Here is a 15033-nt window from a genome sequence, read left to right as displayed (position 1 = left end):
CCTCCGTTGCGATGTCAATGCGCAGTAACGGGGGAGTCAGTGCGGCGGCCCGCCGGCCGGATGCCGCCCGCCGAGACCCGGAAGTGAAGTGGGAATGACCCGCCCGTCGTTAACGTGCCCTACGGAAGTGGTGTCCACGGAAAATACGGAGAGGTTTCACCATGACGGAAAAACTGGCCGGCGGTACGATCACGCCCGATGTCCAGGCGCACTTCGAGAACTACGTGCGGACCCTGAACTCGGGTGACGCGGACGGCGTCAACGCCCTGTACACGGAAGACGCCGTGGCCGTCTGGGAGCCGGGCAAGCCGCTCAGCGGCGCCGCCCGGCGCGAGTACACCGCGAACTTCGTCACCACCATGAAGCCGCACATGAAGGCCAAGGTGCACGAGGCGTACGTGACGGGCGACACCGCCCTGCTCGTGGTCAAGTGGACCATGGACACGACGGACCCCGAGGGCAACACCGAGAGCCACGAGGGCGTGGGCCTCGACGTCCTCGCCCGTGACGCCTCCGGTGAGTGGCGCTACGCCATCGACGACCCGTTCGGCGACGCCGGTCACCTCCGGGACTGAGCGACGCCCTTTCCCGTCCGGCCCCTGAACCCGGTGCCCCCGTCTCCTCCCGGCGGGGGCACCGTGCTGTCCGCACCCGCACCCGCACCCGCACCCGTCCCCGGCCCCGCCGGGCCTGGCTGCGGCGGTTCCGCGCCGCCCCCGGGAGGGTGCGGGACCGCCCGCGCACACGACCGTGGGCGGCCCCGGAGGGGACCGCCCACGGCTGTGTGCCCGGTTCAGCTGGACTGCTGAGCGGCGACCAGCGGGTCACCCGCGGGCGCGGGCGTCTCCACGGGCGCGTCCGCCTCCGCCTCGGCGCCGGGCTCCTCGCCGCCGCCGATGTTGCGCAGGGCGACCAGCGCCAGCACGGCCAGCAGCGCGATCACGACCGCGCTGATCCCGCCGACGACGTTGAGCGCGCTGGTGAACGCCTCACGCGCCGGCTCCAGGAGCGCCGTCGCGGCGCCCTCGGACATGTTCGCCGCCTCGGCGGACGCCGATGCGAGCGAGTCCTCGGCGGCGGCCGCCGCCGCCTCCGGGGTGCCGGCGGGGACCGAGCCGTTGATCTGGCTCTGGTACACGGCCGCGCCCACGCTGCCGAGCGCCGCGACGCCGAGGGCCACGCCCATCTCCATCGCGGTCTCCGACATCGCGGAGGCGGAACCGGCCTTCTCCGGCGGCGCGGAGCCGACCACCAGGTCGGTGCCGAGCGCCATCATCGGGCCGGTGCCGAAGTAGAGGACGGCGAAGCCGGTGACGACGACGGCGAGGCCGGAGGCCGCGTCCGCCTGGGTCAGGATGAAGAAGCCGACGGCCGAGATGAACAGCGAGACGCCGACGACCACGCTGGGCCGCAGCCGCTGCGCGAGCCCCGGCGCCATCATGGAGGCCGCCGTCATGGCCAGGGCGGCGGGCAGCAGCCACAGGCCCGTCTCCAGCGGCGACAGGTCGGCGACGAGCTGGAGGTACTGGGTGACGAACAGGTAGATGCCGCCGATGGTCACCAGGCCCAGCAGCAGCACGGTGAGCGCCACGGTGAAGCTGCGGTTGCTGAACAGCCGCAGGTCCAGCAGCGGGTTCTCCAGCCGGCGCTGGCGGACGGCGAAGACCGCGGCGAAGGCCACACCGATGATCAGCGTGGCGATGGCGGCACCGGACAGACCGTGCTTGGCCAGTTCCTTGATGCCGTAGATGAGCGGGATCATCGCGGCGAGGGACAGCAGGACGCTGGCGATGTCGATGCGGCCGGCCTCCGCGTCACGCGACTCGGGCAGCAGGATCGGGCCCAGCACCAGCAGCAGCGCCATGACCGGCACGGCCAGCAGGAACACCGAACCCCACCAGAAGCTCTCCAGCATGACGCCGCCGACCACGGGGCCGATGGCGATGCCCAGCGAGAAGCAGCTCACCCACACACCGATGGCGAGCCCGCGCTGCTTGGCGTCCAGGAACATGTTGGTGATCAGGGACAGCGTCGAGGGCATCAGGGTGGCGCCCGCGATACCGAGGAGCGCCCGGGTGGCGATCAGCATCTCGGGGCTCGTCGAGTAGGCGGCGAGGACCGAGGCGATGCCGAAGGCCGTGCCACCGGCGATGAGCAGCCGGCGGCGGCCGATGCGGTCGCCGAGGGTGCCCATGGTGATGAGGAACCCGGCGATCATGAAGCCGTAGATGTCCATGATCCACAGCGACTCGGTGCTGTTGGCACCCAGGTCCGCGCTGAGGTGCGGCAGGGCGAGGAACAGCACGGTGACGTCGAGCGAGAGGAGAAGCGTCGGAAGTGCCAGCACGGCCAGTCCGAGCCATTCCTTGGGACCGGCTCGCAGGCCGGGCTTTGCCTGTGCGTGCGTAGTCATTCTCGAAGGCCCTTCTGGGTTGTCATCGGTGGAGCGAGGACCGGGCGGCTGCGGAGGAGGGAACGTGAGCGTGGTCGGCGCTCGGTTTTCCCGCTGGTCCCGGGTTCCGGGCGGCGGCGCGGTGATGCGGGTCGGCCGCATCCCGTTTCCGGACCCTGATTTCACATCCCATCGTGCACGCGCGCGGGAAGCCGGTGGTCTCGTCACGGTCACCGCGAAGTCACTTCCCTGATCCCGCACGGGAAAATCGGAAACGAGTGCGGGAACTAATTCCGGAGAAGTTGGCCGGATCTTTTCGGGTGACCTCGCGGTGACCGCGTCGTGAAAGCCCCCGCATATCGTCGCTGGGGATGTGAGCCGCGCCCCGGTGACGGTTCTTCCCCGTCTGCCGCATCCCCCGGGACGGCGCCGGGAGGCCGCACGCACCAGGGGGACCGGGCACGCTCGACGGCCCGGCTCGGCAGCCAGCCCGACACGTGGGGAGCCACGACACCATGACCGCAGACACCGATTTCCAGAAGATCGTCCTCACCGACGACCCCGACGCCCAGAACGACGCCTTCCTCCGCGCCTTCAACTCGGGCAGCGGGGCGATCTTCGACCAGCTCTACCGTGACGACGCGATATCGAACCTCTCCGGTCGTCCGCTGAACGGCCCGGAGCGCACGCAGGCCATCAAGGAGCTGCTGGCCACCGGCCCTTCGCTGGACTCCAGGATCAAGTACTCCTACCGCGCCGGCGACGTCATCTTCGTCGTCGTGGACTTCGACCTGGAGCTGGTGGACGAGGCCGGGGAGCGGGTGAAGATCCACGGCACCTGCACCGACGTGCTCCGTCAGATGCCCGACGGAACCTGGCTGATGGCCATCGACCGCCCGGTCGGCGACCCGCCCTCCGTCTGACGGTCCCCGGCCCGCACCAGCAAGCGAGCACCGCACACACCGGCCGCGTGGCCGGTCCGCCGGGCACCCGGGCTCCCGGGGCCCGGCGGGTCCGGCCGCGCCGCCCGCTCCAGTCGCCGATCACCCCCGGGGGGAGACCCGTGGAACGCAGCGAGTACGACTACGTCATCGTCGGTGCCGGTTCGGCCGGATGCGTCCTGGCCGCCCGGCTGTCGGCCGACCCGGACGTCACGGTGGCGCTCGTGGAGGCCGGCGGCCCGGACGACGACCCGGCCGTGCGCGTCCCCTTCGCGGCCGTGGAGCTGTTCGGCTCCGAGAGCGACTGGGCGTTCACCACCGCGCCCCAGCCCCGGCTGGACGGCCGCGCGGTCGACTGGCCGCGCGGGCGCACCCTCGGCGGCTCCTCCGCCATCAACTTCCAGATGTGGGTCCCCGGGCACGACGCCGACTACGACGACTGGGCGGCCGCCGCGGGCGAGGGCTGGTCGGCACCCGTCGTCCGGGCCGCGATGCGCCGTGCCGAGCGCTGGGCCGGCGAGCCCGGCGAGGGCGCCACCTACGGCACCGCCGGACCGCTGTGGATCTCCCCGCCCCGCGACCCCGACGCCACGACCGCCGACTTCCTGCGCGCCTGCGCGGAGCTGGGCCTGCCGCCGGTGCGCGGCGGGCTCGCGGGGCCCGGCGGCACCGGCTGCGCGCTCACCCCGCTCAACCAGTACGGCGGCGAGCGGTGGAGCGCGGCGGACGGCTACCTGCGTCCCGCCATGGACCGTCCCAACCTGGACGTGCGCACGCGCACCGCGGTGCGCCGCGTCGTGCTGGAGGACGGACCCGGCGGACCGCGGGCGTCGGCGGTCGAGACCGCCGACGGCGAACGGGTCGCGGCCCGCCGCGAGGTGGTGCTCAGCGCCGGTGCGGTGGCCTCCCCGCAGCTCCTGCTGCTGTCCGGGATCGGCGACCCGTCCGGCCTGCGCGAGGCGGGCGTCGGCGTCCGCTCCGCGCTGCCGGGCGTCGGGCGGAACCTCCAGGACCACGTCATCCTCGACCTGCCCGTCCGCGCCACCGCCCCGACCGGGCTGGCCGGGGCGGCCGGGGACGCGGCCCGCGAACTCTACGAGAGCAGCCGGCGGGGACCGCTGACGTCGAACATCGCCGAGGCCGTGGCGTTCCTGCGCTCCGACGGGGGCCCCGGCGCCCCGGACCTCGAACTGATCTGGACGCCGGTCGCCTTCACCGAGGAGGGCATCGGGGAGGAGCCCGGGGTGACGGCGGGCGTCGTCCTGCTGCGCCCCGAGAGCACGGGCCGGGTCACGCTCGCCGGCCCCGACCCGTCCGCGCCCCCGGTCATCGACCCCGGGTACCTGACGGCTGCCGCCGACCTGCCCCGGCTGGTGGCGGGCGTCCGGTTCGTCGAGCGCCTCCTCGACACCGCCGCGCTGCGGCCGCTGGTCGCCGGTCCGTTCGGGCAGTGGAAGCCGGGGCTGTCCGACGCGGACCTCGGCGCCTACGCCGGCGGCGGTCTCCAGACGCTGTTCCACCCGGTGGGGACCTGCCGGATGGGGCGGGCGGCGAGCGCGGGAGCGGACGGGAGCGTCGTGGACGAGCGGCTGCGGGTGCACGGCGTCCGCGGACTGCGGGTCGCCGACGCCTCCGTCATCCCGCGGGTGCCCCGGGGGCACACGCACGCGCACGCCGTGGCCGTCGGGGAACGGGCCGCCGAGCTGATCACCGAGGACGCCCGCGGCTGAGCACCGATGACTCCGGCATGACCGGAGGCTGGAAATCCCCTTTTCCCGTTCCACTACCTTTTCCGCCTGAACCCTTCCCGTTCCGGGGAGGGAAATTCCCCACCCGCCGCCCGTCGTTTCGCCGGTCGTCTGCGCAGCCTCCGTACTGCCGTGGTGCCGCGAAATGCCGCCGGTATGCGCATTCCACTGTCACCGATAGGGAGGAAGCGGGCCATGAGTCACGCCGACCTGGCGTCCGTTCTGGACGCCGTCAAGGACATCGTTCCCAAGCTCCGTGAGAACGGCCTGCGGGCCGAGGAGGAGCGCTGGATTCCGGACGAGAACATCACCCTGATGGACAAGGCGGACGTCTTCCGCGCCGCGGTCCCCGCCCGCTTCGGGGGGCTCGACCTCTCGCTGGCCGACCAGTCCCGCGTGCTCGCGGAGATCGGCCGGGGCTGCGGCTCCACCGGCTGGGTCGCCATGGTCTGGGTGACCTCGGCGTGGCTCGTCACGCTCTTCTCCGACCAGGCGCAGGAGGAGGTGTTCGCCACCGGCTCGGTGCGCGTGTCCGGCGGCTTCACCCCGAGCGGCACGCTGACGCCGACCGAGGGCGGCTACCTCCTCAACGGCACGTGGCGCTTCAACTCCGGCTGCCGCGGCGCCGACTGGAACATCTCCGCGGCGATCGTCGAGAACCCCGACGGCACCCACGGCGAGGCCGTCGCCGTCGTCCCGATGTCGGAGTACTCCATCGCTGACGACTGGTACACCTCGTCGGCCGGGGCCACCGGGAGCTGCGCCTCCACCGCCAAGGACGTGTTCGTGCCGGCCCACCGGGTCGTCGGGTACGAGGAGGCGGTGATGAACAGCGCCGCCGGCCGCACGGCCGAGGTCACCCCCGGCCGCGCCTACGGCCTGTTCTCCTACGTCATGACCGCGTGCGCCGCGGCCTACGTGGGCATCGCCATGGGCGCGTACGACCTCTTCCTGGAGCGGGTCAAGGGCCGCGCCATCACCTACACCGCCTACGAGGACCAGTCCCAGCACCCGCTCACCCAGATCCAGGTGGCCGAGGCCGCCAACAAGATCACCGCGGCGAACGCGCTGCTGAACGAGGTGACCGGCAGGCTCCAGGCGCGCGCCGACGCCGGCGAGCAGCCCACCGACGCCGAGAAGGCCGACGTACGCGGGCAGACCGCCTTCGCCATCCACCTGGCCAAGGAGGCCGTGGAGACCCTCTACACGGCCAGCGGCGCGTCGGTGATCGCCCGCGCCGTGCCGATGCAGCGCTTCTTCCGGGACACCCAGGGCCTGGCCCTGCACGGCCTGCTGCTGCTCAGCACGAACCTCGAGGTCCAGGGCAGGGTCCTGCTCGGCCTCGACGCCGACACGCCCATCCTCTGACCTCCGGCCCCGACGCCGGCACGCCCGCCCTCTGAACTCCGGACGGCCCGTCCGGGCCGTCCGGCCCTCCCAGCGCACGGCCAACCCCCCACCCCCAGCGCCCCGACGGGCCGGGTCCGCGTGTGTCCGCACGCGTGGACCCGGCATGCCGGGACGTGCGGCGTACCGCCGCCGCCCGCCCGGCACCGCGGGCGCTGTCCGTCCACTCACTCAGCCACAACGGGGTTCACGTGAACACATCACAGTCCGACGCACCGTCCCGCACGAACGTCACGCGCCGGAGGGTTCTGCAGACGGCCGGCGCCGTCGCGGCGACCGGCGCGCTCTCCGCCGCCGCGGCCCGCCAGACCGCGGTGGCCGCGCCCGAGTCCACCCGTCCGGGTCCCCGGACCGACTACGACGTGATCGTGATCGGCGCCGGGTACGCCGGCGTCACCGCGGCACGCGAACTGAAGGACCGCGGCCTGCGCCCGGTCATCGTCGAGGCGCGGAACCGAATAGGCGGCCGCACCTGGACCGGCACCCTGGCGGGCAAGCCCGTCGAGTTCGGCGCCGGCTGGTTCTGCAACGACCAGCAGCTCGTGATGAGAGAGCTGAATCGTTACGGCATCGGCCTCACCATCGACGGCGTCGACATCAACAGGGCCATCTTCCCGGCCGTGAGCGGAGGCTACGAGACAGTCGACGCGGGGGAGGCGTTCGGGCACAACGACACCCTCCTCGCCAAGCTGTTCGCCGGTTCCGACGAGTACTTCCCGCGCCCCCTGGAACCGCTGTACGCGGAGCACCTGGTCGCCAGGGTGGACTCGTTCTCCCTCGGTGACCGGCTGCGGCAGCTGCGGCTCTCGCCCCGGGACAACCTGTGGCTGAGCGGCACCACCGCCTCCTACTCCGGCGGGCACAGCGACACCGGCGGCCTCACCGCGCTGGCCCAGTGGTGGGCCCTGCCGGGAGGAGACGCCGCGGGCTGGCACACGCTCATGCAGCAGTCGCCCGTGGGCGGCATGTACGGGCTGCTGCGCGCCATGCTGGCCGACTCCGGGGCGCCGGTCTACTACAACAATCCCGTGCAGACCGTCTCCGACGACGGGCGGCGGGTGCAGGTCATCACCCGGAGCGGAAAGGTCCTCACGGCCCCCGCGGCCGTCGTCGCCGTCCCGGCCAACGTCTGGCGGAACATCAGGTTCGCGCCCGGCCTCCCGCCGATGCACGCCGAACTGGCCACCCAGGGGAGCGGCGTGCCCCGCACCACCAAGTTCTGGGCGCAGATCACCACCGACTCCGACTTCTTCCTCTCCCACGGCGCCGAGGGCTACCAGGTCTCCACCCTGTTCAGCTACCACACGCTGGACAACGGTGACCAGATCGTCGTCGGCTTCACCGAGGACCCGGGCTTCGACCCGACCAGCCACGCCCAGCTCACCGCCGCCCTGGCCCGTATGGGCGTCCGGGCGCGCGTCGTGGACGTGCGGGCGCAGAACTGGGGCGCGGACGAGTTCGCGCTCGGCGGCTGGGCACTGCGGCGACCCCGCCAGCTCCTCCGCCACCTGCCGGCCGTGCAGCACCCGCACGGGCGGATCACCTTCGCCAACGACGGCATCGCCACCGGCTGGAACGGTTTCGTCGACGGCGCCATCGAGACGGGCATCCGCGCGGCCGGACAGGCCGCCCAGCTCGTCTGATCCCCTCGGGCCGGGCCCCGGACACCGTCCGGGGCCCGGCCTCCGGGCGCTTGGGCGGCGTGGCCCGCCACACGGGGGCCACGCCGCCGACGGGCACCGTCCGGCCCGTGGCTCACCACGGACCCGTTCCGGGGCCCGCACCGCTACTCCGCCCGCTGGATGCCCTGGGCGAGGCCCCCGTCGATCGGGAACCGGGCACCGGTCGTGAAGCTCGCGCCGGTGGACAGGAACAGCGCGGCGCGCGCCACCTCCTCCATCGAACCGTGGCGGCGCATCGGCGTGAGGGTGTCGCCGAGCTGCCGGAAGCCCTCGCGCTCGGCCTCACTCATCCCGGCCACGCCCATCGACGGCGTGTCGATGAAGCCGGGGCTGATGGTGTTGACCCGGATGCCGCGCGGCAGCAGCTCCGAGGCCAGGCACTGGCTGAACGCGACGAGCGCCGCCTTGGTGGCCGAGTAGACGCTCATGTTCGGGGTACCGCCGGCGTCGGCGACCGAACTGGTGAACAGGATGGAACCCCCCTCGTTCAGCAGGGGCGCCAGGCGCTGCACCGTGAAGAACGCGCCCTTGGTGTTGACGGCGAACTGCTGGTCGTAGACCTCCTCGGTGACCACGTCGAACGGGCCCAGCACGGCGACCCCGGCGTTGACGAACAGGTGGTCCACGGAGCCCAGCCGCTCGCGCACCTCGGTGGCCAGTGCGTCGATGTCGGCCACGGACGCCGCGTCGGCCCGCACCACGTGCGCCCGCTCGTCGCCCAGCTCCGCACGCGCCGCGTCGATGTTGCGCTCGCTGCGCCCGGTCACCAGGACCTCGGCGCCCTCCTTCAGCAGCGCCTGCGCGATGGCCATGCCCATCCCGTGCGTACCACCGGTGATGACGGCCTTCTTGCCCGCGTACTCAGACATGCACTTCCCTTCGACGGCCCAGCATCCTGTGCTGGTCGGCTGGTGCTGTTGGTGGTGCGGCCTTCGCCGTCACCGCTCGTGCCTCGTTCCGTGTGGGGCGGGACGAGGCACGAGCGCTGACCGAGGACACACGGCGGCGGGTGCGCGGAGGCGGACGGCCCCCGCGCACCCGCCCGCCCGCTCATCCGGACTGCGGTCTCCCCAGGAGCACGGGGAGTTCCTCATGACCGTTGGATATGAAGGACGCCAGGGGGGTGATCTCCTCGGCCGGGCGCGCGAGCGCCATCTGCGGGAACCGCGCGAACAGCGCCGGGAGGCCGACGGACGCCTCCAGGCGGGCCAGCGGAGCCCCGAGGCAGTGGTGCGCCCCGTGACCGAAGGCGACGTGCTCCTTGCGGGTCGCCCGCCGGACGTCGAAGACGTCGGTGGTGTCGCCGTGGACGAGCGGGTCGCGTCCCGCCGCGGCGAAGGAGACGATGATCGGGTCCCCCTTCCGGACGACGACGTCCCCGAGGTCGATGTCCTCCACGGCGTAGCGCATCGGCAGGCTGGCGAACGGGGCCTCCAGCCGCAGCACCTCCTCCACCGCGTCCTCCCACGGCACCTCTCCCGAACGCAGCAGCGCGAGCTGCTCGGGGTGGGTGAGGAGGGCGTGGACGGCGTGGTCCAACAGGTTGACGGTCGTCTCGTGGCCGGCGGTGAACATCAGCAGGATCGTGTCCACCAGCTCCTTCTCGGTCAGACCCGAGGAGCCGTCGTCGTCCCGCACGGAGATGAGGCCGCTGGTCAGGTCGTCGGCCGGTTCCGCCCGCTTGATCACGAGCAGCTCCGCGAGGAGGGCGTACATGCGCTCCTCGTTGGACCTGGCCTCCTCGACGGAGACGTCGGTCCGCAGCATGGTCCGCACCGAGGTCAGCAGCTCGTCGCGGATGCTGTCGGGGATGCCGAGCAGCTCCGAGATGACCTGGGTCGGCAGCGGGTAGGCGAACTCGGCGCGCAGATCGACCGCCTCGTCGGCCGGCCAGGTGCCCAGCCGCTCCAGCAGCTCGCCGGTGAGGGCCTCGATCCGCGGCCGCAGCGCCGCCGTGCGGCGGGCCGTGAACGCCTTGGCGACCAGCTTGCGCAGCCGCCGGTGCTCGTCCCCGTAGGCCGAGATCATGTTGCGGTCGGCGACCCAGATCGCCAGCGGCCACGTCCGCGCCAGCTCGCTCTCACCGTTCTCCCAGGCCGGCCAGTGCTGGTAGGTGTCCCGGGAGACGCGCGGATCGGTGAGGAGCTGCTTGGTGAGCGCCTGGTCGGTGACCCACCAGGTCACCACGCCCCCGGGAAGCTCCACCTCGGTGATCCTGCCCCGCTTGCGCAGCTCCGCGGCCTCGCCGTGGATGTCACGGCCCGACGCGTCGATGGTGAAGGGGCAGGTCCCGGACGCGGTCATCACTCCTCACCCTTCAGCGCCGGTTCGTCGTCAGCGCGCAGGAGTGCGAACGCACCGCGCAGGCCGGCCTCCATCCGGTCGATCTCCTCGTCGGTGAGCTGGATGGACGGCTCCAGCCGCAGGGTGAGGCCCGAGCTGGCCGTCGGCAGCACGCGGATGTGGTGCTCCCGCAGCAGGTAGGCGGAGACCAGGTAGCCGAGCGAGCCCGACTCGGACAGCTCCCGGATCAGCGGGGCGGGCGAGTCGGGCCGGCCGTGCAGCTCGAAGCCGAGCATCAGGCCGCGGCCGCGCACCTCGGCGGCGATGTCCGGGAAGTCGGCCTTGACACCCTCCAGCATGGCCGTCAGCCGCTCACCGCGCTCGGTGGCCAGGCGGTAGCCCCGGCCGCCGTCCTCCTCCATCAGTTCGAGGGTCCTGAGGGCGATGAGGGTGGAGAAGGTGTCCTTGGCGAAGGTGGAGCTGTGGATCAGTTCCAGGTCCTTCTGGTAGCGCGACTCGCGGATCAGGACGGCGGCCGACTTCGCCAGCCCGCCGCCGAGGCTCTTGGCGAGGATGTAGTAGTCGCCGCGCAGACCGATCTGGGAGGCGGCGAAGAACGCGCCCGTGCGGCCCATGCCGCTCTGCACCTCGTCCACGATGACGGGGATGCCCGTCTCCTCGCAGACGCGCTGCACCTCGGCGGCGTACTCGGCGCTGACGGGACGGATGCCGGCCTCGCCGCGGATCGGCTCCAGGAAGAAGCCGCCGAAGACGGGGAAGTCCCGCTCCACGACGCGGACCTCGCCGCCCTCGACCACGAGGTCGAGGACCGGGACCCGCTCCTTCTCGACGGCCTTGCGGATCTGCGAGGGGTCGTCGGCGGACAGGAACCGGGCCTGGGCGGACAGGGAGCTGAACGGCCCGCGGAACATGGGGTTGTAGGTGAGCTGGATGCTGGAGGTCAGCTTGCCGTGGAAGGCCCGCTCCAGCGCCAGGAACAGCGGCGCGGTGGCGCGGCGCTCCTCGTTCCGGCGGTGCAGCGCCTCGGCCAGCTCGGCGAACGCGGCGGAACCGGAGGCGTCACCGCCGGACGGCAGCCCGGCGGCGGCACGGGCGGCGTCCGGCACGGTGGCGGAGCCGGAGGCCACGGCCGCGCGCGCCGCCTCGACGTGCGTGTCGACCGCGGTGTACAGCTCGGTGATCCTGGCCTGCCGCTCCAGCTCGGAGTGCTTGATGGCCACCTCCACGCCCTCCGCGCCGGTGCTGGCGAAGATCGCGTAGTGCGGCTCGTCGGTGCCCAGTTCGCGCTGGACGATGGTGTTCAGCGCGGTGGCGAGCTTGTCCGCGTGGCTGTGCCCGAGCCACAGGGTGAGGACCGGGCGCTGCTCGTCCAGCAGCTTCCTGGCGTGCGCGACGATGTCCGGGTTGTTGTGACCCAGGAGGAGGGAGCCGAAGCCGCCGACGTAGTCGAGGACGGCCACCTCGCTGCCGTCCTCGTCGCGGTACCACAAGGTGTTGCCGGACGCGCGGACGTATTCACGGGCGATTCCCAGCTCGCCGTACATCTTGGTGAGGTGCACGTCTGCGAAACGCGGTGCGGGTGCAGGGGAATTCATTGCTTTCTCCATCCGTCAGGCGCCTGCGGGCAGCATTCCGAGCACCCGTGGCGACCCTAGAGGAGTAGCGCGGGGAATTGGGAGCGGCCCGGTCTTCGCGCGGTAATTTTTCCTGCGGGACAAATGGTGTCGGCCGCCGACGGCCGGACGGTCTCGGGGGACCGTGCCGGGATCGGCGTCCTCCTTCCGGTCAGCCGGTCTGGGAGCTGACGTGGCCGTACCGGCCGTTGAAGAAGAGCAGGCCCTGGGCTGCGCTGCCGAGCCGGGCGTCGAGCACACTGCCGATGAAGACGGAGTGGTCCCCGGACTCGTGCGAGCTGCTGAGGCGGCACTCCAGCCAGGCCAGCGATCCGGCCAGCAGCGGGGCGCCGGTCATGGCCCCGGCGATCCAGTCCACGTCGTCGAACTGCGCCGGTCCCAGCGTACGCCGCTTGTCGGCGAAGTGCTGGGACAAGCCCTCCTGGCCGGCGCCCAGGATGGACACGGCGAAGGTGCCCGACGCGGTGATGGCGTGGTGCATCACCGCGCTGCGGGCCACGCAGCACAGGACCTGCGGCGGGTCCAGCGAGACGGAGCTGAACGCGTTGGCGGTCATGCCGTGGATGTGCTCGCCGCCGACGCTCAGCACGGTCACCCCGGTGGCGAACCGTGACATCACCGAGCGCAGGACGGCGGGCTCCACCTCGCGGAGCGGTTCGGAGTCGAGGCGCGACAGCGGTTCCGTCACGGTGTCGACGTCGGTCGATGCAGAATTCATGACACCTTCTTCGAGCGTTCGGGATCAATGCGCTGGAGCAGTGCGTCGCCCATACCCGGCCGCCTTGGCGAAAAGCCGACCAAGGCAACTTCGAAGGTACCGACGGTCCCCTGGCGTGGAGTCACTCGAAGGCCACCTGGCACTCATCCGCATTCCCGCAGGCCGCGATGGGGGCGGCGTGACCGGACGCTGGCGGGAACAGCGCCGTGTTTTCGCTACCTTCGCCCGGACAACCCACAGCCGGCCGCCTAGGGGGCGCGACATGAATTCCGCAACCGAGCAGGGACTCGCCGAACCGCATCTGCGTCAGGTCCTGGCCGGAGCCGGCCTCGACGTGGAATACGTCAGGGCCGAGGGCAACACGCTCTACCTGCGCGACGACAACGGCACCGAGGTGCCCGTGCTGGACCTCGCCGGCGGGTACGGCTCGCTGATGTTCGGCCACAATCCGCCACAGATAGTGGAGTACGCCAGGGAGATCCTCGCCCAGGGCACCCCCGTCCACACCCAGTTCTCCCGGCACTCCCACGCCAACGACGTCGCCGTCGCGCTCAACCGGATCGTCCGCCGGGAGCAGGCCACGCACGCCAACGGCGGCAAGCCCGTCGAGGACTACCTCGCCATCTTCGCCAGCACCGGGGCCGAGGCCATCGAGGCCGCGGTCAAGCACGCCGAGTTCGACCGGGTGCTGCGCCTCCAGGCGATCGGCGAGGAGATCGCCGCCCACGCCGAGGAGGCGCGCGCGGCGGTGCGCGAGGGCCGGGCCGAGGCGGACGGCGGCGCGGCGGGTCTGGAGGAGCGGATCGCCGGGATCGAGGCGTCCAACGCCGCCCTGATGACGCGGCCCCCGCTGTTCCTCACGCTGGAGGGCTCCTTCCACGGCAAGCTGATGGGCAGCGGGCAGCTCACCCACAACGAGGGCTACCGGGTGCCGTTCCGCGGTCTGGGGGCGCAGTCCCGGTTCGTGCCGCTGAACGACGCCGGGGCGCTCGCCAAGGTCGTCGCCGGGGAGGCGGCGAGCCTGCTGGACGTGGCCGTGCGGGACGGCCGGGTGGTGGTCGTGGAGCGCCCGTTCCCGGTGTTCTGCGCCTTCCTCGTGGAGCCGATCCAGGGCGAGGGCGGCATCCACGCGGTGACGCCTGAGTTCGTGCTGGAGCTGCACCGGGTCTGCGACGAGATCGGCTGCCCGGTCATCGTGGACGAGATCCAGAGCGGCATGGGCCGTACCGGCGCCTTCCTGGCCTCCACCCACGTGGGGCTGCGCGGTGACTACTACGCGCTGGCCAAGAGCCTGGGCGGCGGCATCGCCAAGGCGTCCGTGATGCTGGTGCGCCGGGACCACTACCGTGAGCAGTTCGAGCTGCTGCACAGCTCCACCTTCGCCAAGGACGGCTTCTCCACCCTGATCGCCGCCAAGGTCCTCGACATGATGGAGGCCGACAGCGGGGGCGTCTACCGGCTGGCCGCCGAGCGCGGCGACCGGCTGCGGGCGACGCTGGAGGCGGTGCGCGCCGACTACCCGGACGTCGTGAAGGACGTGCGCGGGCGCGGGCTGATGCAGGGGCTGGAGTTCCACGACCAGTCCGGCTCGTCCGCCGGGCCGCTCAGCGAGATGGCGCAGAACGGACTCTTCGGCTACCTGGTGGCCGGGCACCTGCTGAACGGCCACCGGGTGCGCACTTTCCCCACGGCCAGCGCCGCCAATACGCTGCGTTTCGAGCCGTCCGTGCTCCTCACGGACGCGGAGACGGGGCTGCTGGAGTCGGCGCTGCGCGACATCTGCGAGATCATCCGGGACCAGGACGCCCAGCGGCTCGTGCTGAGCCAGTAAACAGACCGCATAGTCTGTTTATGGAAGGGCGGAGTCCGGAAGTGTGGAGACCGTCCCGCCCGGCCGGGGGGCGCGGGCGTGCGGCGGTCTCCGACTTCCCGACTCCGAGAAACCTGCTGTGACCTGGGTCTATCTGTTCCGCGGGTGACGGGGGCGCGACGAGGGGCAGGAAGGGTGAAGTGCACCCTCCTGACCCTTTGACAAACCGTTCCGTCGGTTTGTATCGTGATGATTCCTAGGCGAGATCAGACGGAGCGTGATGTGACCGTCGGTCGGTACGGTCCCCGTGCCCCGCGGTCCCCGCATCTCCGCCGGCTCGCGGCAGCAAGTCGTCGGACTCCAGGACAGGCACGGCTGGACAAGGTGCTCCGCACCG

11 protein-coding genes are annotated in these 15033 nt (G+C 72.0%); 6 read left to right on the top strand and 5 right to left on the bottom strand.

Annotated features, from left to right (window positions below):
• The first annotated feature begins 161 nt into the window (after positions 1–161).
• Positions 162–575 carry a YybH family protein gene (locus tag V1J52_RS16470; RefSeq protein ID WP_330140564.1) on the top strand — a complete coding sequence of 138 codons (414 nt, stop codon included), beginning with the start codon at positions 162–164 and terminating at the stop codon, positions 573–575.
• A gap of 218 nt (positions 576–793) precedes the next feature.
• On the opposite strand, the gene V1J52_RS16465 is transcribed toward V1J52_RS16470, so the two are convergent.
• Positions 794–2413, bottom strand: coding sequence for an MFS transporter (locus V1J52_RS16465; protein WP_330140563.1), 1620 nt, complete (start codon positions 2411–2413; stop codon positions 794–796).
• Positions 2414–2907: 494 nt separating this feature from the next.
• Here V1J52_RS16465 and V1J52_RS16460 point away from each other — a divergent pair, with 494 nt between their 5' ends.
• From V1J52_RS16460 to V1J52_RS16445, 4 genes are all read left to right on the top strand, one after another.
• Positions 2908–3315, top strand: coding sequence for a YybH family protein (locus V1J52_RS16460; protein WP_330140562.1), 408 nt, complete (start codon positions 2908–2910; stop codon positions 3313–3315).
• A gap of 140 nt (positions 3316–3455) precedes the next feature.
• Positions 3456–5063, top strand: coding sequence for a GMC family oxidoreductase (locus V1J52_RS16455; protein ID WP_330140561.1), 1608 nt, complete (start codon positions 3456–3458; stop codon positions 5061–5063).
• Between the two features lie 213 nt (positions 5064–5276).
• Positions 5277–6449 carry an acyl-CoA dehydrogenase family protein gene (locus tag V1J52_RS16450; RefSeq protein ID WP_330140559.1) on the top strand — a complete coding sequence of 391 codons (1173 nt, stop codon included), beginning with the start codon at positions 5277–5279 and terminating at the stop codon, positions 6447–6449.
• A 230-nt stretch (positions 6450–6679) separates the two neighbouring features.
• Positions 6680–8131, top strand: coding sequence for a flavin monoamine oxidase family protein (locus tag V1J52_RS16445; RefSeq protein ID WP_330140558.1), 1452 nt, complete (start codon positions 6680–6682; stop codon positions 8129–8131).
• 143 nt (positions 8132–8274) lie between these two features.
• Here the strand turns inward: V1J52_RS16445 and V1J52_RS16440 are convergent, their stop codons facing one another.
• From V1J52_RS16440 to V1J52_RS16425, 4 genes are all read right to left on the bottom strand, one after another.
• Positions 8275–9039, bottom strand: a complete 765-nt coding sequence (locus tag V1J52_RS16440; RefSeq protein WP_330140557.1) for an SDR family oxidoreductase — start codon at positions 9037–9039, stop codon at positions 8275–8277.
• A gap of 181 nt (positions 9040–9220) precedes the next feature.
• The gene (locus V1J52_RS16435; protein WP_330140556.1) at positions 9221–10474 is read right to left on the bottom strand and encodes a cytochrome P450 family protein; all 1254 of its coding nucleotides are present in this window, start codon (positions 10472–10474) and stop codon (positions 9221–9223) included.
• Positions 10474–12069 carry an aspartate aminotransferase family protein gene (locus V1J52_RS16430; RefSeq protein WP_330140555.1) on the bottom strand — a complete coding sequence of 532 codons (1596 nt, stop codon included), beginning with the start codon at positions 12067–12069 and terminating at the stop codon, positions 10474–10476. The genes V1J52_RS16435 and V1J52_RS16430 overlap by 1 nt, the downstream gene beginning before the upstream one ends.
• 190 nt (positions 12070–12259) lie before the next feature.
• Positions 12260–12826: a flavin reductase family protein gene (locus V1J52_RS16425; protein WP_330140554.1), complete on the bottom strand. Its 567-nt coding sequence runs from the start codon at positions 12824–12826 to the stop codon at positions 12260–12262.
• 262 nt (positions 12827–13088) lie between these two features.
• On the opposite strand from V1J52_RS16425, the gene V1J52_RS16420 reads away from it, so the two are divergent.
• Positions 13089–14657, top strand: coding sequence for an aspartate aminotransferase family protein (locus V1J52_RS16420; RefSeq protein ID WP_330140553.1), 1569 nt, complete (start codon positions 13089–13091; stop codon positions 14655–14657).
• Positions 14658–15033 lie beyond the last annotated feature (376 nt).

It is taken from the genome of Streptomyces solitudinis, from assembly GCF_036323765.1.
Taxonomy (GTDB): Bacteria; Actinomycetota; Actinomycetes; order Streptomycetales; family Streptomycetaceae; genus Streptomyces.
This window is presented reverse-complemented; position numbering and strand designations above follow the sequence as displayed.

Excerpts from the sequence above, each read along its gene's own strand:
- V1J52_RS16435 (WP_330140556.1), bottom strand. The coding sequence starts at position 10,474 with ATGACCGCGTCCGGGACCTGCCCCTTCACCATCGACGCGTCGGGCCGT.
- V1J52_RS16450 (WP_330140559.1), top strand. The coding sequence starts at position 5,277 with ATGAGTCACGCCGACCTGGCGTCCGTTCTGGACGCCGTCAAGGACATC.
- V1J52_RS16420 (WP_330140553.1), top strand. The coding sequence starts at position 13,089 with ATGAATTCCGCAACCGAGCAGGGACTCGCCGAACCGCATCTGCGTCAG.
- V1J52_RS16440 (WP_330140557.1), bottom strand. The coding sequence starts at position 9,039 with ATGTCTGAGTACGCGGGCAAGAAGGCCGTCATCACCGGTGGTACGCAC.
- V1J52_RS16425 (WP_330140554.1), bottom strand. The coding sequence starts at position 12,826 with ATGAATTCTGCATCGACCGACGTCGACACCGTGACGGAACCGCTGTCG.
- V1J52_RS16430 (WP_330140555.1), bottom strand. The coding sequence starts at position 12,069 with ATGAATTCCCCTGCACCCGCACCGCGTTTCGCAGACGTGCACCTCACC.
- V1J52_RS16460 (WP_330140562.1), top strand. The coding sequence starts at position 2,908 with ATGACCGCAGACACCGATTTCCAGAAGATCGTCCTCACCGACGACCCC.
- V1J52_RS16470 (WP_330140564.1), top strand. The coding sequence starts at position 162 with ATGACGGAAAAACTGGCCGGCGGTACGATCACGCCCGATGTCCAGGCG.
- V1J52_RS16465 (WP_330140563.1), bottom strand. The coding sequence starts at position 2,413 with ATGACTACGCACGCACAGGCAAAGCCCGGCCTGCGAGCCGGTCCCAAG.